This is a genomic window from Paenibacillus sp. XP01, from assembly GCF_057364885.1.
The window spans coordinates 1,714,183-1,732,441 of the sequence record NZ_CP139481.1 but is presented as its reverse complement, the minus strand read 5'-3'; the positions used below and the strand labels follow the sequence as shown (position 1 = coordinate 1,732,441).

Genomic DNA, 18,259 nt, shown 5'->3' with positions numbered 1-18,259 from the left:
GCATTTTGAAGATTATACCATCCATTTTTCACCATTGCTTATTATTCTTATTATGGATTCTACTTGTTTCATCCTGCATTGGTTCTGGACTGGTGCTGCGCTGCATGGAAAAAAGCCGCTTCCCTTTCCAAACTGGAAGGGAGAAGCGACTCTCGAATAATAATGCCTACAATGAAAACCGTTGAAATTCATTCAAACCACGTTCAAATTAACGCCTTTACTCTGCAGCCAGCTTGCCGTTCTTCAAGAACAGCACCCGGTCCACGAATGGCAGCACGCGTTCATCATGGGTTACCATGACCGCGCTCTTGCGCTGCTCCTTCACTTGAGCAGCCAGCATGCGCACAACGTCGAGCCCCCGCTCGGCGTCCAGGCTGGCGGTCGGCTCATCCGCGAGCAGCACGGCCGGATCGTTCATCAGGGCACGAGCAATCGCAACCCGTTGGCGTTCCCCGCCCGACAGCTTTTCGGCATACGCTTTGCGGCGGTGGGACAAACCCACCTTCTCGAGCAATTCGTCGATTCGTTTCGCCGCCTGCCCTTGATCCATTCCTGCCAGCTTTGCGATCAGCATCAACTGCTCATCAACCTTCAGGTACGGAATCAAATTCGCGCTTTGGAACATAAATCCGATCTTCTGCAGCCGCAGGTCGGCGATCCCCTGCTTGCCTTTGCCTTGGATCGGCTTGCCGTCCAGCAGCACTTGTCCTTTCGTCGGTTCAAGCAGCGCACCAGCGATGGACAGGAACGTGCTTTTTCCGGAGCCCGACGGACCCATGACCGCTACCAATTCCCCTTCTTTCACCTTCAGCTCCAGCTTGTCCAGGATCGTGCGTTTGCTGCCTCCATCTTCGAAGGCATGCGTTATGCTGTACATTTCCAGTCGGTTACTCATGCTGCCGTCCTCCCAATCGCATCCAATGCGTCAATTCTGGTGACCTTCCATACCGAAAACAGCGATCCCGCCAGCGACATGGCCAAGAACAGCACGCAAGTCAGAGTTAGCGTGGAAGCGCCGAGCTGGAATGGCATCGAAGCTGGCAAAACCGACTCGAACAATCGGACCAACAACACGCTGATCGCCAAACTGCCGACGGAAAGCAGCAATATCTGGAGCGTAACGCTTCCGGCAAGATACCCGTTCCGGGTCCCGATGGCTTTCAGAATGCCGAATTGGCTCGTTTTTTGGATCGTGATGACGTAGAAGAAAACGGCGAGCACAAAGGCCGAAATCACGTACAAAAATGCAATCATCATCAGGAGAGAACCTTGCTCCTCTTTGTAACCGGGGATGGCCGAAATCGCTTCGGATTTCGTGATTACTTCGGTGCCGGGTACGGCAGCCGCCAGACGTTCGGCATCCATGTCTGCACCCTTGACGGCAATCGCGTTGTATACGGAAGATTGCGCAGATGCCGCTCCTTCAGCATTCCGCGCCGGCCCCCGAAGTTCCCGCCAATCTTCGTCGGTCAAATAAACCACCGGCGCATGGCTGAACGATTCGTCGTTTACGAACCCGCTCACCGTCCACTCCTTGTCCGAGGCCTGATCGACCAGCACCGTGCCGATCTTCACGCCGGACTCTTCCAGCTTCCGGTCCACAATGACCTGCCCCTGCCGCAATTCAGCCATGGGAGTCCCCTCCGTTACTGTCGGAGCCAGCCAGCCCTTCGGGTGAACCGTAAATAGCGCCACGTCAACCTTCGTCGTTTCCCCTGACGGGCTGACCGTCGTCATTTTTACGCCCAGCGATTCGGCATTGCCTTGTCCCGCCAAGGAGCCCGCTTGATCGACCTGCTCCTGATTCACCTGGGAGCGTGTAAAGCGATGATTCGAATCCTGCTCCAACACAAAGTGGGTTGCTGCCATATTTTTGATCGATGCCGCATTGTCGTAGGCGAGCCCTTGAGCCAGTCCCGTAACGAACAGCACCAGAAACGAAATCAGCACCATGATCGCCCCGATCAGCGCATAACGTCCTTTTGCAAACCTTATTTCACGAATAGCCAAATACACGTTGTTTTTCCCTCCTTCTTGATGACTCAAGTATAGGAGGCGAAAATGAACGGCGCATGAATAACACATTACAATCCGCTCGGGGGTGAACGCCGTATCCGGTTCATGCTAGGAGCGCAAAAGCAGGCCAACATGACAAAAATGAGTCAGTCTGATCCATGTTGTTTCTGGCCCGGGAGCGTGACCGTAAACACCGTTCCTTCCGGCGAGCTGGACACCTCCACCGTACCGTCATGCAGCCGCACGATCTTCTGCACGATCGCCAGCCCGAGGCCCGTGCTTCCGGATGAGCGTTCCCGCGCCCGGTCCACCCTGTAGAACCGATCGAACAGAAACGGCAGGTGCTCGGCAGGAATGCCATCGCCCGTATCATGAATGTGCACGACGACAACATCATCGCGCTGTTCAGCCTGGATGTGAATGCTTCTGCCGGATGGCAGATGGTTCACCGCATTGCCAAGCAGATTCATCCACACTTGCATCAGCAGCACGTCATCACCGTATAATTGGATCGTTTCCGGTACGGACATGCGGAGTGACAGCTCCTTTTCCTCCAACTGCCACTGCAGCACTTGCACGGCCTGTCGAATATGGCCGCGCAGCGAGATTCGTTCCTTGCCTATCGCTTCATTGCTTTGCTCCAGCGAGGACAGCAGCAGCAATTGTTTGCTAAGCCGGGACAGGTGCCGGCTCTCCTCTTCAATGACCGAGGCATAATGCTCCCGTTCGTCCACAGGCAGCTCCCGCTTCGCCAGCAGTTGGGCAAACCCCTGAATGGAGGTCAGCGGCGACTGGATCTCGTGCGAAACGTTGGATACGAACTGCTGCCGCGCCTGGTCCACCCGTTCGAGCTCCCCGCTCATCGTCATGAAATGCCGGGCCAGCTGCCCGATCTCATCCCTGCGCGCGGTAGGCAGCTTCAAATTGTAGTTTCCCTGCGCGATTCGTTTCGTCGCTTCCGACATTCGTTCGATCGGCTGAACCAGATACCGGGTGCTGAATAGGAACAGCAGGACGCAGATGGCTACCGCGAGCAGCCCGATCAGAGCGAAAAAAATCCGCAGCTCGCCGAACTGCAGTATGACGTCGGGACGCATGAACATGGCATAGCTGCCCTGCCCGATGTGCAGCGGCACGCCGACCGTATTGCTGAGCGTATTGTCAAAGAAACCGGAAATGAACGGCTGGCCCGGAAATTCCGCCACGCCATGGTACGTCTGTCCGCCCAGCACCTGTTCGATGGCGCGCACGTCCAGATCCTTCTCGCGGAACTCGCGCCCATAGTACCGTTCGTCGCCTTCTCCGTTCGTTAGATAAATCTCGTATCCGAGTGCAGCCGCATTGTGCAAATACGCATCCATATCCTCGGGAACCCGCTCGACAAACCGTTTCATCTGCTCCGCGATGCCCACCAGCTTCTCGTCATTAAAAGGCTTCAGCTTGGCGTGGTAATATATGTTGGATAGAAGAAAACCAAGCATGGCCCCGGCGAAAATCACCGCCATCGTGATGAGAAACACGCGAAAGTACAGCGTTCTCACGGCGACTTCACCTCGATCTTGTACCCGATGCCGCGTACCGTCTGAATGACGAAATCATCCGCATAGTCGGCAAATCGCTGCCTGAGCCGTTTGATGTGCACGTCCACCGTACGGTCATCCCCTTCATAGTCCTCGCCCCAAACCAACCGGATCAGCTCTTCGCGGGAGAACAAACGGCCCGGAAACTGCGCCAATTGCGAGAGCAGCTCAAACTCCTTCATCGGCAAAAAAAGAAGCGATTGCCCGTCCGACACTTCTACGTTTTTCCGGTCAATAACGATGCGATTCATGCGAATGAGATCGCTGAAGGTGCGATTGTAGCGCCGAAACAGCGCCTGAACCCGATATACCAGCTCTTCCGGCTCGAACGGCTTGGTCACGTATTCGTCCGTCCCTTTCAGATATCCCTCCCGCTTGTCCGCCAATTGGTCCTTTGCCGTAAGCAGCATGATCGGGAGATCGTAGTTCTGACGGATGAAATCGCATAATTCCAGTCCGTCCATACCAGGCATCATAATATCGAGGATCGCCAGATCGATGGTTTCCTTTTGCAGCAGTTTGACCGCTTCGAGCCCATCGTTCGCTTCGTGCACCTTATATCCTTCTCTCGTCATGACATGCCGCAGCAACGCCCTGATGTTTGCATCATCGTCCGCCACAAGCAGTTGTTTCATATCGTTGTTCGTCCCCTTTTGTCCCGTTTCATCCGATGCCGCAGCGTTCAGCGCTGCGGCAACAAGCCTGCACAGATGGTAGCATAAATGACCGGCGCAATGCCAGCTAAATGCCCAGCACCGAGATGTATTCATGCATCTCCAACTGTTCGCGCAGCCATGTCCGAAATCCATGCACCAAATCAGCCAGCCATGCGATATGCTCATCATAGGATTGACGGAATTCCTCCTCGCCATCGCCATAGAAAAAATCGACGTGCTGTTTAATCGCCTCCATAGAAGGACGTTCCCGCAACAATGCAGCGAGCACATCCAGCCTTTTCAATATGCGTGCCCATTCCTGCTTGGAAATGACATTAAAACCATAATGGTCATATGCCGGTACTTCTCGTTCTATGGACGTCTCTATATAGGCAAACGTCTCTTCCGTAAAGAAAACCGAGCCTTCATTCCAGCATTTCCCTTGGTAAGTGCCCGGTAAAATTTCAATATAACAACTGCCTTCCAGCTCACTTTGATCCGTAATCATGCCTCTGCCTTGATACTCCGTCTCCATGCTAACCAAGCCTCCCGAAAACCGATTCATAAACGATGCGCTGCTTTGGCCTTGAAACGATGAATCTAAATACTTATCGTATGCATCCCTGCTTCACCAAGAAAGTCCTGTCTGGACAAGCCCTGTTCTCCTAACAGCAAACGATAATGCGTAATCGTGCCATCATGCGAGATGATCCACGCCCGGTCAGCCTTTTCTCGCACCCATTCCAGCAGCCGGGAGGCTTGCGCCTCGAAACGTTTTTGCTCCATCCGGTTGATGCCCTCGCCCCCTTCCCAACAGTCCATTTCCCCATCCCAAATGTTGGCTTGCGGAACAGCCCTGCCCACTTCTTCTCGGGAATAGATGCGGTCGCATGCTAAAAACGAATACTCCGGATGCTGTGGAAACATTCTCGGCCCGACGAGCGGTGTAACGATCATCCCCGGATGATTGCTTCCCGCCAAAATGAATGCCGTTTCAATCGTTCTTTTTGTCGGACTTATAAGGATTGCATCATTAAGGTGGATAAAACATCTGGCATGCAAGTGCTCCACCTGTCGTTTCCCCTGTGGCGTAAGGCCAGGATGCGTTGTATTCAACCGATGCGGGTAATCCAGCAGATGTTCCGCATGTCCATGTCTAACAAAGCTAATGTCCATCGGCGGAAGCCTCCAGAAAATCCACATACTCGGCATAATTGTTCTCCCATTTGGTTGACACTGGTATAGAACCCTCCTATAATAAGGATAACAAAACATATGAATGAACGCTCATATGTTCATGCAAAATGGTTTTCATTGATTTACACTCAATCACAATCATAACCGAAACAATGCATTACAAAGGAGAGGATTTCAATGTCCGCACAGCAACATGATCATCAGCATGACCATGGGCATCACCACCATGGAGCGAACGCCAACAAAAAAGTGCTTTTATTCTCTTTCATCATCATTACGGGTTATATGATCGTCGAGGCCATCGGCGGTTTTATGACCAACAGCCTGGCCCTGATCTCCGATGCGGGTCACATGCTGTCCGATGCCATTGCGCTTGGCGTGGCGCTGCTCGCATTCACGTTTGGCGCAAAAGCCGTCAATATGGGCAAAACGTTCGGCTATCGCCGCTTTGAAATACTGGCCGCCGCTCTGAACGGGATTACGCTTATCGCCATTTCCTTGTACATTTTCTATGAAGCCATCGAGCGCTTCCTCCATCCGCCCGAAGTCGCCACGCTCGGCATGTTGATCATCAGCGTCATCGGCCTGCTCGTCAACATTCTTGTTGCGTGGATCATGATGCGCGGAAGCGATACGGACCATAACCTGAACATGCGCGGTGCCTACCTGCACGTCATCAGCGATATGCTGGGCTCCATCGGCGCCATCGCTGCCGCCCTGCTCATGATGTTCTTCGGCTGGGGCTGGGCCGATCCGCTCGCCAGCGTCATTGTGGCTGCACTGGTGCTGCGCAGCGGATTTTACGTCACCAAGTCGGCGCTGAATGTGCTGATGGAAGGAACGCCTGCCAACGTGGACGTGGGCGATCTGGTAGAGACGATCCAACAAGTCGACGGCGTAAAAGGCGTGCATGACGTACACGTTTGGTCCATCACGAGCAACCTGAATGCACTGACCGCCCATGTAGTGGTAGACGGAACGCTGAGCATTTACGAAGCCGAGGTGCTTGTGCAGAAGATCGAACATCTGCTGGAGCATAAAGAAATCAAACACGTCACCCTGCAAGTGGAGTCCGAGAAACATCTGCATGACACCTCCGTGTTATGCACCGTCAAAGCCGATGCGCCGGATGCGCATGCGCATCATCATCACTGAGTGAACGACAAGCCTGGCATCGCAAAAAATAAGACGAGGGTCGTCTCCTTGATCGAAGGAGCGGCCCTCGTTTTTATTTTGGTGGCTAGGTGGCAACGTTGCGATCTTCCCCTTCGCTATAAATCAAAATCGGCGCGTTCTTGCTGGCCAGAGCTAAAAATAGAACTAGGATAATTTATGGCTATAGGCGGAATGCGGTCTTCCGGAAAAAATTGAAGCTGCTTCATCTCTTCGTTTTCCCGCTGCAGCTCACCCTCGCGAATCGTGCACTCAAAAACAATCGTGATATATTCAACCTGGTGCCCGTTCGCATACGTAAATCGGTAGGTTGCTCCGCCATATACGCCAATGATCCGTTCCGGATGAATCGTTAAACCTGTTTCTTCGAATGCTTCCCGAATCATGGCTTCTGCCGGCGTTTCTCCCAGCTCGATCGCTCCCGCGATCAAGCCCCACTTCTCTTCATGATGCTTTCTGCCAAACAACATTTCACCATGTTCATTACGGATCACTCCGGCGACGCCTGGCATAAAAATTAGCTGGTTGCCGACCTGTTCTCTCAAGTTTTTATAATAATCCGACATGCCCATAAGAGGACACCTCCTATACTCGCTCTACCCGTCTGCCGCCTGCCTTCCGTTCATTCCTCCTGAGCACTGGGCTCATCTGCAAAATGCTCAAAATAATCCGCGAATGTCCGATAGAGCCATACAAAATGATCGACCTCAAGCTCATAGTGTCCCTTGAATTCCACGTGAGTCGGTTGACCTTGATCCTGGATGATGCGGTGTCCGTATTCACCCAACCATACGCTCTGAAAAGTCAGCTTGGCCTGAACCGTAGCGCTTAGTTCTCGAAACCAGTCCCTGACGGAAAGCGATTGAGAGAAGACGCCGTCCAATTTCCATTTTTGCGGAATGAAATGCACGATCATTTCGTCTTCCTCGCCTTCCATTTCCTCTTCCACGACTAGGATCCCGCCTAGCGACACTTTTAAATTTTCGCCAATGTGCTTATAAGCCAATGCCTTTCGAGATTGAGGGACCGAACCGTATGACACGCCATACTCGTTCTCTCCATACCCGTCTTCCAGATATCTCATAATGGGTGCATCCAGATCTACAAGAATTTCAAGTTCGCCCTTTTCCATGATGCGCCCGCGATTTTCAACATATTGACGCAGCGCCGCTCTCTGCTCTTTTCTCATGATAAGAGAGTACTTCTCCTGCTGACGATAATGCGTCCCGTACCGCTGCAGCTCCCTGGGCCAATGCCTGACAAACCCGTTCATCCTGCGGACAAAATCCTTCCTGGTCCCTTGAGAAAAACCATCTTCTTTGAACTCCAGCAACGCTTCTTTGCCGTTTCCGTAAATAATCCGCTGCCCCTCGGCTTCCATATCCATGTATGTAATGATCGCATCCACATGTTTGCTTAACGCAACAAACCAGCTTCTGACCGCATTCGATTCCTGAAGCATGAGACTCATATCCGAAGTCACGGCTGCAAAACGAATATGCCATCGTTCCGGATCGTGATCCAGCTGCTCTTCCGAATACTCTATAGCGCCGATTCTTGCCTTATTCCCTGGAAGAAGCCAGCGCCCAATCTCATCCTGATCATAATGTGGCCTAAATGAATACCCTCCCTCCAAATACTTCAATATCGCGGAGTCCACGTCAAAATGAAGGCAAAAGCTGTTCGTGCCTGTCAGCTCCCCATGTGCTTGGACATAACGGAATAGACGCTCCTTCTGATCCTTGCGAATGATAAGCCTATAGTTATAGTCGAGTCCCATTCGATCCCCCCAAAACATGAAAACCAAGTGCGCAAACACTTGGCTTCCTATTTCCCTGCACAAATATGAATTCAACATCGCAGAAGGGCACATGCTGTATACCATTTTATCTATATTTTACCGGCATACGCTCCTGGGCACAATCACTGTCGTGCTACAAATCTTTTCTTTTGAACACATTCACCGTCACATAAAAGGAAGCGATGAACAATGCCAGAATGCTAATCGCAATGACAAGCAGTAACGGAAAACCGACCAGATTGCGTTCATTCGCCAAATTAAAGAGGTATGCTGCCGGCTGAGCCAGCAAAATCATGGCAACCAAAAACACCACGTTAATGACGCCTGCCCCCTTTTTGCTCAAAGAATAAAACAAAGGCATGTAGATCGAAATCAGCACCAGCAGTATGCCCAGCGGAACCAGAACACCCAGCACCGTATAGTCGGGCTTGTTCAAGCTGTACTCCGGCGCAAACCGCGCCACGGCGGCATGGATGACAAAGGAGGCCAGTATGCCGAATAGCGAGTACAGGATCGCCATCATATATTTCGCCCGCACGATCTGCTTGCGGCTAATCGGCAGGGTGACGAGAAAATTGTGGTTGTGGTTTTTGATATCGATCATCGTCGCCAGCATGACGGAACCAAACGCGGTATAGATGCCGACATAATAGAAGGATAACTCCATGCTCGGAATGAATGCCACGCTGAAAATAACCAAATATAGAAGCACCGTCCATTGCGAGCTCTTGAGCGCGATAAAATCTTTGCGAAGCAGGTTAAGCATGAATGCGTCCTCCTTTTGCCGTGAAATACATGATGTCCTCCAGCGAAGCTTTCTCCAGCAAAGCATCGTGCCCGAACAATTGTTTAGCATGGCTCCGGTTACCCACCAATCCTTCAAAACCGACCGCCGTCTCGCGAATGCCGACGAATTCGCTGCGAATGTCCGCATCCAGCAGCTCCGGGCCTCCTTTGACGATGGCGTACCGCTCCAGCACTTCCTCTTTGGCTTCATTGAACACCAGCTTGCCGCGATGAATGAAGGCAATGTAATCCGCGATGCGGTCGAGATCCGTCGTGATATGCGTTGAGAACATGATCGACTTGTTCTCGTCTTGCATCATATCCGCAAGCAGGTCCAGCATCTCCCGGCGGAACACGGGGTCCAGCCCGGAGGTCGGTTCGTCCATGATCAGAAGCTCGGCATCGTGGGATAGCGCAAGGGCCAGCGCCAGCTTGATTTTCATACCTTTGGACAGCTCCTCGACCTTCTTCCGGGGAGACAGCTCGAACTGCTCCAGCAAATCGTTAAATTTCCCTTCATTCCAGCGGTCGTAGAAGGGGGCGATCATTTTTTTCAGGTCACGGATATTCAGATGCTCGTAATAAAAGCATTCATCGGATACAATCCCGATACGCTGCTTGATCTCTACTTCATGCTTGGACATGTCCCTGCCGAATATTTTCACGTTTCCTTGGTCTGGGCGAACCAGGCCGAGAATCATTTTGATCACCGTGCTTTTGCCGACCCCGTTCGGGCCGATCAAGCCGGTGATATATCCTTTCTTCACGTTCAGGGACACATTGTCCACGGTAAACTGAGGGTACCTTTTGGTGAGATGGCGTGCTTCAATGGCATTCATTCTGTGCGTTCCTCCTCAAACAGTAATTGGAAGTGCTCAATAACTTCCTGTCTGCTCATGCTTAATTCCTTACTCTCGCGGATGACGTCCAGCATTTTGGCTTCCAGCCGTTTCATGCGCTGTTCCCGGATAAAATCCGTATTGGCTCCCGACACAAAGGACCCCTTGCCCAGAACCGAGTCGATCAGCTGCTCCTTTTCCAGTTCCTCGTAGGCCCGCTTTGTCGTGATGACGCTGACCTGCAAATCCTTGGCCAACTGCCGAATGGAAGGCAGGCTGTCCCCCGGGGCCAATTCGCCGCTCAGGATGCTCTGCCGAATCTGGCTGATGATCTGAACGTAGATGGGATCGGTCGACGCGTTCGATATGATGACTTTTATGCCTGTAACCTCCTTGCGGTGTATCCGTGTATATACTGTATATGTATAATATATACACTATACACTCTTTTGGTCAATGCCTTTTTTCATTTTCGGATTGTTGTTTATGGTTAAAAGAAACAAAAAGACAGCCGCAACTCCGGCTGCCATCCAGGCATTCATCGCTCACAACGCGCAGCATCGGCATCATGAACTTTGAATTGAACCTGTATTCTGTTTTTCATAACTGTCAGCCAGTTCTCGGGTTAAAGGCTTCGCAGTTCGTCCGTCGTGCCTGTAAGTTCCGCCCATCTGGCCGAAAGGAATTTGGCATAATCCAAAGCCCCGATGCCGTATGTCCCCAGCGAATGACCATCGTTGATCTCCACCAGCTTCATATGGCCTTCCTTATCGATGCCAAAGTCCATGCCATAAGCCGCCGGAGCATCCTTAAAATCGTTGACCGCGTTTCGTATGACGTTGACGTCCAGCTTGGAATCCCACGCCCCTTTATATCGGCGGATATCCAGGATCTCTCCGTATCGAATAAAACAACGCCATTCCGTCACGAAGTCCACCACTTCGGAACACCAGACTGCGGCATCTTCCTGATCATCCATGAGTCCGATAAAATCTTTATATTCCTTCACGACGGTTCCGGCAAACTTTTTGGTGACATCCTTCGGTTTGACGAATACATTCCAGTGCTCCTGATCCTTGAACAGCTCCCGCATCGTCGTAACCCACACCTTCCGGCCCAAATAGCCGGCCAAAGAGGCTGGATAATCGATTTCCTCGCGGTTGCCGGCCAGCCCCAATTGTTCCAGTCGTTTTCTTACATTGCCGATGCCGCCCACGACGACATGTTCCGGATGCCTCTCCTGAATACCGGCAATATTATGGTACTTGACCGTTTCCCAGCCCAGTGCGGTGAATCCTTCATTGGCAATAAAGGCATTGACGTTATAAAAGTCACCATTTGCATTCGTCTGTATGTACGCTCTCATCGACCGTTCTCCTCGCTTTTTGCTTTTCGTAAAATACCAGTCTCGTCCTCAGAGGCCATCTTCCCACCACCTACTCAGGACCCTAAATCAATCCCTTAACCATGTGTATAGTGATCATCGACTTCTCTTCTGTCTTTGTTATACGGAGATCAAAAGGTTTGAAACCCTGCTTGGCGTAAAAAGCCAAGCCTCGTGAATTGGTGCTATGGCAGGCCAAACGGAGCGTTTGGCTGCCCAGGCTGTTTTTTGCTTTGTCCAGCATGACGCCAATCAAAAATGGCGCCGCCCCTGTGCCCCGATACCCGGGTGAGACGATCACATTGCCAAGCCAACACGTCCTTTCGACAGGGTCGTTTCCGTATATGTTTGCATAGGCCACAACTTCATTCGTATGTTTATTCAGAACAACCGTCGGCTCGTGGCGATCCTGCAAGAGATTCAGAATTTGATCCGGCGTTAGCGGGTATGTAAATCGGGGACTGATATAGTAAAGTTCTTCCTCGTTCTGCGGAAAAGTACAGATCGTTTCCAAATCGATATTTTCAAGATTTCTGTGAATGTACATGCGTGCCTCTTCCTCCCCCAATCACATCCGGTCTTCCTGCCACCATTCATCAAAATGCTGTTTCAGAAACTCTACCTCTTTCAGATAATGATCAAGATGACCTTCTTCCACCATTTTGACGAATGCGGCCTCTCCAGCAGCCGCGCGCTCAGACAACGTTGTACACATGTGCTGAATTCGGGAGATTACCCATGCTTTAAGACTGCCGGGCACCGAAATACCGTAAGTATCTAAAAAAAGTCCGATGCGTCTTCTCCGTTCGGCAGCATGAACCTTTGGGTCATACTCCACGACAACGCGATCCTCACCTCCTGGTGAAATACCCGATAAAGGAACCGATGTATACAACATATACACGATGTCCCAAATGCGAGGCCCCGGACCTGCCATATCGAAGTCAATCAGACCAACGGGATGTTCTCCGTCAAAAACGACGTTATACAAGGCCGCATCGTTATGGCAAACCACCTCATGCAAGGAAGGATCAGGGTAAGCCTGTAGGGAGTCCACCGAAGACTTGAAGCCGACGGTTGCATCATGGTAGCTTCTAAGAAGGGTTGCAAGCGAAACCAATACTTCATCCGACCACATAGTTCTGTCTATTTCGGGATAATCGTTTCCCGGAACTACGCCCTCAAGATACGTCAGAATTTCTCGCCCCTTCTCATCCATCCCCCTAAACCTGGGCGTATTCGGATAACCCACCTTTTCAAGATGCTGCAGCAGTTCATGTACATACGAATTGGATTGGACGCTGCGGCGCACTGTTCCTCCAATTCGGACGACGTGATTCACGTTTCCTCCAGAAAGCATCTCTTCACGCTCCGGCATGCAAAGGTCTCCTTCATCTATGTATTTTCACCTCCAGACTCTACAGTCTCTCTTCGCCCTCCTTATACTCATATAACGTCACATATTCCAATTCCGTTTGTGTCAGAATGTCCTGGATATATTCCCCTTGTTCATCCAGAGGCACATCATACGGCGGTGCCAGGTCCTTGCAATTCGAGAAGAGAATCCAGCCAATGCGCCCGTCAGAAAACTTACATTTCCCTTCCGCATCCTTGTTAGGATAAATTTCGATGTACACTTGCTTTTCTTTATTCAGGTTCCAATAATAATGCTTATATACGTACGGCAGCCTTGCCTCCAGCAACCCCTTGTTCTTCGTTTTCGCAAACGTTCGATTCATGGGTTCCATGAAATTCTGAAGAGCGGCCATAAGCTGTTTTTCTTCCTTGCTTTCACATATGAGTCCATACTCAACCATCTTATTCATTATTGTTCAATTCCCTCCTTGATGGTGATATGCTCCAATCAATTCCATTTCTCATAATCCTTTAAAATAAACTCCCCTTCTACTTCAAGAATCGTATCTGGTTTACTGCCATCGTAATAGCTGATATCTGTCGTTCTCCCTGCCCACTTGAGATAAAAAACGCCCTTGTCTCTATACTCCAGTTCCACGGTGTTTTCATTAACTGCCTCATGCTCGAAATAATAGAGCCTCGCATCCAGACTTCTCGTTTCCGGATTGTATCCGTTTATAAGTTCGTATGACATGGCCTTGAATTCTTTGAGGGCAAGATGCTCAAGGATCAACGTGATTTCCGCATCCGGATTCATGGAAAGCTCCGCCGTATCCTCAACGGACATTATTGCCATAGGGTCTGTCTCCGTTTCAAACCATAACATAATCGTACCATCATCGTTTCTGACGGCAAAAGCATTGGAATTCACCAATCGGAATTGTTCAATGCCGTTAAAACGTTTAAGCGTTAACGTTCCCATTTGTTCTCTCCCTCACATTGATTCGGTAGGCTTATTTTGATTATTGATAAAAGATCCGTTCTCCTCGCAAAAAAGGCCGGCATCGCTCCGCACACAAGATCGGCATTCGCTCACGCATCCCATCGTGATGCTTCTCGTTCCCAATCTGAAAGACATAGAACCCGATGATCGCTGCAAGCGTTAAACCCTCCAGCAGCAGCAACTCGTTCTCTGAGCAAGCCCGTCCATAATACGCCTCAAGGAACGCATCCCGCCGATTCGCAGGCAGCATCAATGCACCCATCGCCGTATCCGTCTGTGCGTAGCCCTTCCCGTAAAAACCGAAGTCGATGAACCGCACGTCACCATTCACCGTCAGGATCGCGTTCCCCTGGCAAACATCGCCGTGAATGAGGTCTGGCCCGTCATCCCCGCCTTCATCGGATAATCGCTCGTTCACCAGCTGCAACGTTTCGTCAATGGTAGCCGCATCGGCAGACGTAAATAAGCCTTAGGATACGTACGAATGAATGACCTGCGCCATTCGTTGGTTGTAAGCCTTCCCCTGGCTCGGCCGTGCTTCCATGCCGGATGGATTGTACTGCCTGAAAAAAGCATGCAGCTCCGCCATATGCTTGCCCAGTTTCTTCGCAATATCGGCATCCTGCACATCTTCTTGGCTCAGATCCCGGCCTTCCATCCACGTAAGGAGCGATGCATTCATTTTTTGTCCATCTGTTTCAAAGGTCGTGACAAGTTCTCCGTTCTTGTTCCGTACAGGCACCTGTACTTCATCCCGACTCCATTGTCCCCACTGCTTCAACATGTCCAGTTCTGCCATAATCCCTGCTTCAGTATGCTGCAGTCCCTTCATCTCCTGGACAAAGGGTTCATGGATACGAAGCAGAATACCGTTTCCCGTCGCTGTCCTGCACCCGATAAGTTCGGTTCTCGTTATGCCGCAAGAACGTCGGCTCGGGCCGATCCATCTCATAGGCATGTAGCAGATGCATCAGCTGCTCATGGGTCATCTCCATCACGCTCCTTTTTGTATTCATTCCCGCCATGCGGCCTGTTCTGCCTCTCCGTTAACGTGTGGATGTTTTTTGCGGTTTGTATAGAATATCCCTTATTCTAGCATAGATGGAAATGGAGTCATACGCAAAGAGGCCGCTCCGAAGAGCGACCCTGTTCGTTCCTTGCGTTATTTTCCCGTCGAGAGAAGAAACTTCTCCAGCATGGCGGTGTCGGTAATGCTATGGTTGCAAGCTGTATCGTCCAAACACACATACTGGCCGATGGAAGAAAAGTTGTCCGGCGAATTCCCCTTCGTCTTCACATTGAAGAATCCCAGCTCCTGATGGCGATTGCAGAACATGCAGTACCCTTTCTTGTTCGCGGCCGTGATCCGCCCCTCGATGCCGAGGAACTTGCCTTTATGCGGATATACGATGAACAAGCGGTTGGTCGCGATGTCGGTCCATCTCAAATACGTCGTATGCGCGTAATCCACCGTTTCCAGGTTCGGCAGCTTGAGCTTCTTCGCCTTCGGAAACAGCTTCTGGATTTGCTTCGCCGTCACTTGCGGAAATGGAATCAGGTGTGTTTCCAGCCGGTCCAGATATTCCTGCAGTTCATGCGCTGCCTCGTAAGAGGACAATTGCTCCAACAGCTGCCTTTGTTCGTCAGTCAGCTCGTCGAAAGCCGCAATCGCGTTCGTGACGACCGTATGACGGACGGTTTGCAGCACTTTTCGATCCGCGACTGTGCGCAGTGTTTTCAACAGGAAATCAGCTTGTTTTTGAATGACATTCAATTGATGGTTTTGGATAAATGGTGTTTGCATGGCTTTCAGCCCCTTATTTTTATTGGAAAAGCAAATAAGGTGCAAAGCCTGCGGGATGAAACGTTATGGTTTATTCAGGGCGATCGATTCTCTTCTCGTCGCGCCCTACACAAAGTCCGCCCCTATTCAGGCTTTGCGTAAGGCCTTTCTAGTGAACGAGCAATCCGGCACTGCCAATATTGCCACGGTATAACCCCCAATACAGTAGATATACTGGAATTATAGCAGGATTTGGGTTATTCGGGCAATGGTTCAACCTAGGAAGAATGGCAATAAACGATCGAACCTGCAGGTATCGATTCCGCTGGGGTTCCTTTGCCTAAACAGATGCCGATATTCTTTTTTCCAATAATGGAATAACTGATTTGAAAAGAAACCACTTCGAAAATTTGCTCTTCCATGTCTGGTTTTTGGATCATAATCCGTTCCCCGATCATCTCTTTGATCTCTGCGGGAGTCATGTCATCCAAGTCCGCATTGGCCCCTCCAACAATCGTTCCATACTCCGGTGTATCAAACACCAAACCAACTCTAAAAAGCATTCCAACATTCATCCGTGCGACCTCCCTAGAAATTGCACTCATCCGTAGTATTGGTTAACTCTGCCCACCTTGCTGATAACAACTTGGCATAATCAAGAGAAGACATGCCGTAATGCCCCAGTGCATATCCATCATTAACTTCAATCAAGAGAGTTTCTCCTTGATCCGTTAACCCAATGTCTACCGCATATCCTTTTGGCGCTGATTGGAATTGATCAACGATCCCTTGAACGATCCGGGCATCAAAATGTACTCGCCAATCCCCACGATACCTGCGGACATCCAAAATGTCCCCGTATCTTACAAAGCATCTCCACTCGGCTACAAACTTCACCACATCGGAACACCAAATTTCAGGATCTTCACCATAAGTCCCGCAGCCAACCAGATCCTTTGTGCTTCTTACCACAATACCCGTAAACTTCTTGTCCTCTACCGGTTTGATAAACACATTCCAGTTCTCCGGGTGATTTGCAATGACACTTAACCTGGATTTCCACACCTTTCTCCCCAAAAATGCGGTTAACTCTTCAGGATAATCGATCTCTGGCGCGACGATGTCATGTCTGCGAAGCATGCTTCTGACATCCTCGACGTAACTAATAACAATATCTTCCTTCTGGTGCCCAGATAACGTACGGATATCTTGAAAATAGCATATTTCAAAGCCTAACTGTTTAAACCCATCATAGGCAGCATAGAAATTATGATTGGCAATTTCATTGTCTAATCCTTTTTTCACAAAAACTTTCAAAGGAATCATCACCTACCCAATATACTCAAATCTAGCATAATTACTGCTGTATAAGTTGAATCAATGATTTTTACACGGAGTCACTACGTGGTCAGAACCATCTTCCGATCGTTGTTATCCCCAGATTTTTTTGATTCTCTTATTAAGGGGGAAATCCGGTGATAAAGACGAACGCTCCGCTTCTCCAGATTCTTTCTGCCCTCTCCGTTAGCGTGTAAATATCCAGTTCAACCTATATGGTTTATTAATTTCACCAATTTCTCTCTGGTTTCGTTTAAACGCCCCTTGGCATTCGTAGTGTCGGGAGGTTCGACCCAAGCAAAACCATCTGCATCATAACGTGGAAAGACATGCATATGATAATGCAACAAATCGTTAAATTTACCCCCATTTTGAATGATGGTTACCCCATCAGGATGAAATTGGGTCTCGATCAACCTTTTCAGCATGATGGATGCCTTCATAATCTCATTGGCAGTAATTTCGTCCAAGTCATCAACCTCGTGATAATGTTGTTTAGGAAGAATGAGAACATGTCCTTCATTTAGCGGTGCGATATCCAGAATGCACGTCACGTAATCGTTCTCATAAACCGTATGTGTTTCAATGATTTGATTTGCAAGCTGACACCCTAAACACGTACGATTCGGCATCTTTTATTCCCCCATGATTCATGATAACACCCTATATTCGTCAGTAATTTCAACTCTCCTGCCCGTTACCTTCATGTAAAATGGTGCGCTGCCGACAGCAAACTGCTCCATTTCATTTTATATTAATATTCATAAGTCTCGTAGTTTATATATTCATCAATTAAAGCTTGGGGGCTAGAAGCAATTTGGCCTGAACCATTGAATAGATGGAACTTGCATTGTATAATGGAAAACAAGGAAAACAAAATTGTATTTATGTTTTCCGGATGATATGTAATGAAAGGAGCTTAAAGCATTGGGAAAAACATTGAAGACAGCCATGCTTGTCACTGATCTGGGATTTGTTGTGTACTGGTTTGTCGTATTTCTTCATCTGCTGCCGAAGGAGTTTCTCTACAAGGATTACGATAATGAAATGATGGTGGCGTGGAATCTGTCGTTTATTCCGCTGGATCTGTTGATCTCCTTTACCGGGTTAACGAGCATCTATGTTTATCAGAAGCGACGGCAATTTGGAATCACCTTAGGGATCATCTCGTTAACGCTCACGTTTTGTTCTGGCTTGCAAGCCATCGCGTTCTGGGGACTGCGGCATGATTTTGATGTGTCATGGTGGATACCGAATTTGTTCTTGATGATTTACCCACTGTTCTTCCTGCCTCGATTAATTCGGAAAATAAGCTAGGATTGGATGTGAGCCTTTTATGAAGCAGAG

Annotated in this window: 25 protein-coding genes; 2 read left to right on the top strand and 23 right to left on the bottom strand. The window is 49.8% G+C overall.

The window, feature by feature from the left end:
• Positions 1-217: 217 nt before the first annotated feature.
• The 6 genes from SNR34_RS07945 to SNR34_RS07920 form a co-directional block, all read right to left on the bottom strand.
• Positions 218-895: an ABC transporter ATP-binding protein gene (locus SNR34_RS07945; protein ID WP_486181623.1), complete on the bottom strand. Its 678-nt coding sequence runs from the start codon at positions 893-895 to the stop codon at positions 218-220.
• Complete coding sequence (locus SNR34_RS07940) at positions 892-2,016, bottom strand: ABC transporter permease (protein WP_486181622.1); 1,125 nt, start codon at positions 2,014-2,016, stop codon at positions 892-894. The genes SNR34_RS07945 and SNR34_RS07940 overlap by 4 nt, the downstream gene beginning before the upstream one ends.
• A gap of 146 nt (positions 2,017-2,162) precedes the next feature.
• Positions 2,163-3,557 (bottom strand): sensor histidine kinase, encoded by a 1,395-nt coding sequence (locus SNR34_RS07935; protein WP_486181621.1) that lies wholly within the window; start codon positions 3,555-3,557, stop codon positions 2,163-2,165.
• A complete protein-coding gene (locus SNR34_RS07930; RefSeq protein ID WP_486182429.1) occupies positions 3,554-4,231 on the bottom strand; it encodes a response regulator transcription factor in 678 nt (225 codons plus the stop codon). The genes SNR34_RS07935 and SNR34_RS07930 overlap by 4 nt, the downstream gene beginning before the upstream one ends.
• 106 nt (positions 4,232-4,337) lie before the next feature.
• Positions 4,338-4,787, bottom strand: a complete 450-nt coding sequence (locus tag SNR34_RS07925; protein WP_236416204.1) for a hypothetical protein — start codon at positions 4,785-4,787, stop codon at positions 4,338-4,340.
• Positions 4,788-4,852: 65 nt separating this feature from the next.
• Positions 4,853-5,428 (bottom strand): histidine phosphatase family protein, encoded by a 576-nt coding sequence (locus SNR34_RS07920; protein ID WP_339276914.1) that lies wholly within the window; start codon positions 5,426-5,428, stop codon positions 4,853-4,855.
• Between the two features lie 198 nt (positions 5,429-5,626).
• On the opposite strand from SNR34_RS07920, the gene SNR34_RS07915 reads away from it, so the two are divergent.
• Positions 5,627-6,604 (top strand): cation diffusion facilitator family transporter, encoded by a 978-nt coding sequence (locus tag SNR34_RS07915; RefSeq protein WP_486181620.1) that lies wholly within the window; start codon positions 5,627-5,629, stop codon positions 6,602-6,604.
• 116 nt (positions 6,605-6,720) lie between these two features.
• Here the strand turns inward: SNR34_RS07915 and SNR34_RS07910 are convergent, their stop codons facing one another.
• The 17 genes from SNR34_RS07910 to SNR34_RS07830 all read right to left on the bottom strand — a co-directional run bounded on the left by SNR34_RS07910 (position 6,721) and on the right by SNR34_RS07830 (position 17,544).
• On the bottom strand, positions 6,721-7,194 hold the full coding sequence (locus tag SNR34_RS07910) for an NUDIX domain-containing protein (protein ID WP_486181619.1): 474 nt from the start codon (positions 7,192-7,194) through the stop codon (positions 6,721-6,723).
• Between the two features lie 50 nt (positions 7,195-7,244).
• On the bottom strand, positions 7,245-8,402 hold the full coding sequence (locus tag SNR34_RS07905; RefSeq protein WP_486181618.1) for a hypothetical protein: 1,158 nt from the start codon (positions 8,400-8,402) through the stop codon (positions 7,245-7,247).
• Between the two features lie 154 nt (positions 8,403-8,556).
• Positions 8,557-9,189 (bottom strand): ABC-2 transporter permease, encoded by a 633-nt coding sequence (locus SNR34_RS07900; protein WP_236416211.1) that lies wholly within the window; start codon positions 9,187-9,189, stop codon positions 8,557-8,559.
• Positions 9,182-10,048, bottom strand: coding sequence for an ABC transporter ATP-binding protein (locus tag SNR34_RS07895; protein ID WP_236416212.1), 867 nt, complete (start codon positions 10,046-10,048; stop codon positions 9,182-9,184). The genes SNR34_RS07900 and SNR34_RS07895 overlap by 8 nt, the downstream gene beginning before the upstream one ends.
• On the bottom strand, positions 10,045-10,428 hold the full coding sequence (locus SNR34_RS07890; RefSeq protein ID WP_236416347.1) for a GntR family transcriptional regulator: 384 nt from the start codon (positions 10,426-10,428) through the stop codon (positions 10,045-10,047). The genes SNR34_RS07895 and SNR34_RS07890 overlap by 4 nt, the downstream gene beginning before the upstream one ends.
• A 245-nt stretch (positions 10,429-10,673) precedes the next feature.
• Positions 10,674-11,414: an ATP-grasp domain-containing protein gene (locus SNR34_RS07885; protein ID WP_343259871.1), complete on the bottom strand. Its 741-nt coding sequence runs from the start codon at positions 11,412-11,414 to the stop codon at positions 10,674-10,676.
• Positions 11,415-11,496: 82 nt separating this feature from the next.
• A complete protein-coding gene (locus SNR34_RS07880; protein WP_486181617.1) occupies positions 11,497-11,979 on the bottom strand; it encodes a GNAT family N-acetyltransferase in 483 nt (160 codons plus the stop codon).
• A 21-nt stretch (positions 11,980-12,000) separates the two neighbouring features.
• Positions 12,001-12,810, bottom strand: coding sequence for a phosphotransferase (locus SNR34_RS07875; RefSeq protein WP_486181616.1), 810 nt, complete (start codon positions 12,808-12,810; stop codon positions 12,001-12,003).
• Positions 12,811-12,850: 40 nt separating this feature from the next.
• Positions 12,851-13,258 (bottom strand): hypothetical protein, encoded by a 408-nt coding sequence (locus tag SNR34_RS07870; RefSeq protein ID WP_486181615.1) that lies wholly within the window; start codon positions 13,256-13,258, stop codon positions 12,851-12,853.
• 38 nt (positions 13,259-13,296) lie between these two features.
• Positions 13,297-13,770, bottom strand: coding sequence for a hypothetical protein (locus SNR34_RS07865; protein ID WP_486181614.1), 474 nt, complete (start codon positions 13,768-13,770; stop codon positions 13,297-13,299).
• A 40-nt stretch (positions 13,771-13,810) separates the two neighbouring features.
• Positions 13,811-14,209 (bottom strand): phosphotransferase, encoded by a 399-nt coding sequence (locus SNR34_RS07860; protein ID WP_486182428.1) that lies wholly within the window; start codon positions 14,207-14,209, stop codon positions 13,811-13,813.
• A 51-nt stretch (positions 14,210-14,260) separates the two neighbouring features.
• Positions 14,261-14,590: a hypothetical protein gene (locus tag SNR34_RS07855; protein ID WP_486181613.1), complete on the bottom strand. Its 330-nt coding sequence runs from the start codon at positions 14,588-14,590 to the stop codon at positions 14,261-14,263.
• Positions 14,591-14,639: 49 nt separating this feature from the next.
• On the bottom strand, positions 14,640-14,807 hold the full coding sequence (locus tag SNR34_RS07850) for a hypothetical protein (RefSeq protein WP_486181612.1): 168 nt from the start codon (positions 14,805-14,807) through the stop codon (positions 14,640-14,642).
• A gap of 146 nt (positions 14,808-14,953) precedes the next feature.
• A complete protein-coding gene (locus SNR34_RS07845) occupies positions 14,954-15,595 on the bottom strand; it encodes a FusB/FusC family EF-G-binding protein (protein WP_486181611.1) in 642 nt (213 codons plus the stop codon).
• 257 nt (positions 15,596-15,852) lie between these two features.
• On the bottom strand, positions 15,853-16,149 hold the full coding sequence (locus SNR34_RS07840) for a hypothetical protein (RefSeq protein ID WP_486181610.1): 297 nt from the start codon (positions 16,147-16,149) through the stop codon (positions 15,853-15,855).
• Between the two features lie 13 nt (positions 16,150-16,162).
• Positions 16,163-16,900: an ATP-grasp domain-containing protein gene (locus SNR34_RS07835; RefSeq protein WP_339276897.1), complete on the bottom strand. Its 738-nt coding sequence runs from the start codon at positions 16,898-16,900 to the stop codon at positions 16,163-16,165.
• Positions 16,901-17,118: 218 nt separating this feature from the next.
• Positions 17,119-17,544 carry an HIT family protein gene (locus SNR34_RS07830; protein WP_486181609.1) on the bottom strand — a complete coding sequence of 142 codons (426 nt, stop codon included), beginning with the start codon at positions 17,542-17,544 and terminating at the stop codon, positions 17,119-17,121.
• Between the two features lie 295 nt (positions 17,545-17,839).
• Between SNR34_RS07830 and SNR34_RS07825 the strand changes: the two genes are divergently transcribed.
• Positions 17,840-18,229 (top strand): DUF5360 family protein, encoded by a 390-nt coding sequence (locus SNR34_RS07825; RefSeq protein ID WP_486181608.1) that lies wholly within the window; start codon positions 17,840-17,842, stop codon positions 18,227-18,229.
• The last annotated feature ends 30 nt before the right edge of the window (positions 18,230-18,259 follow it).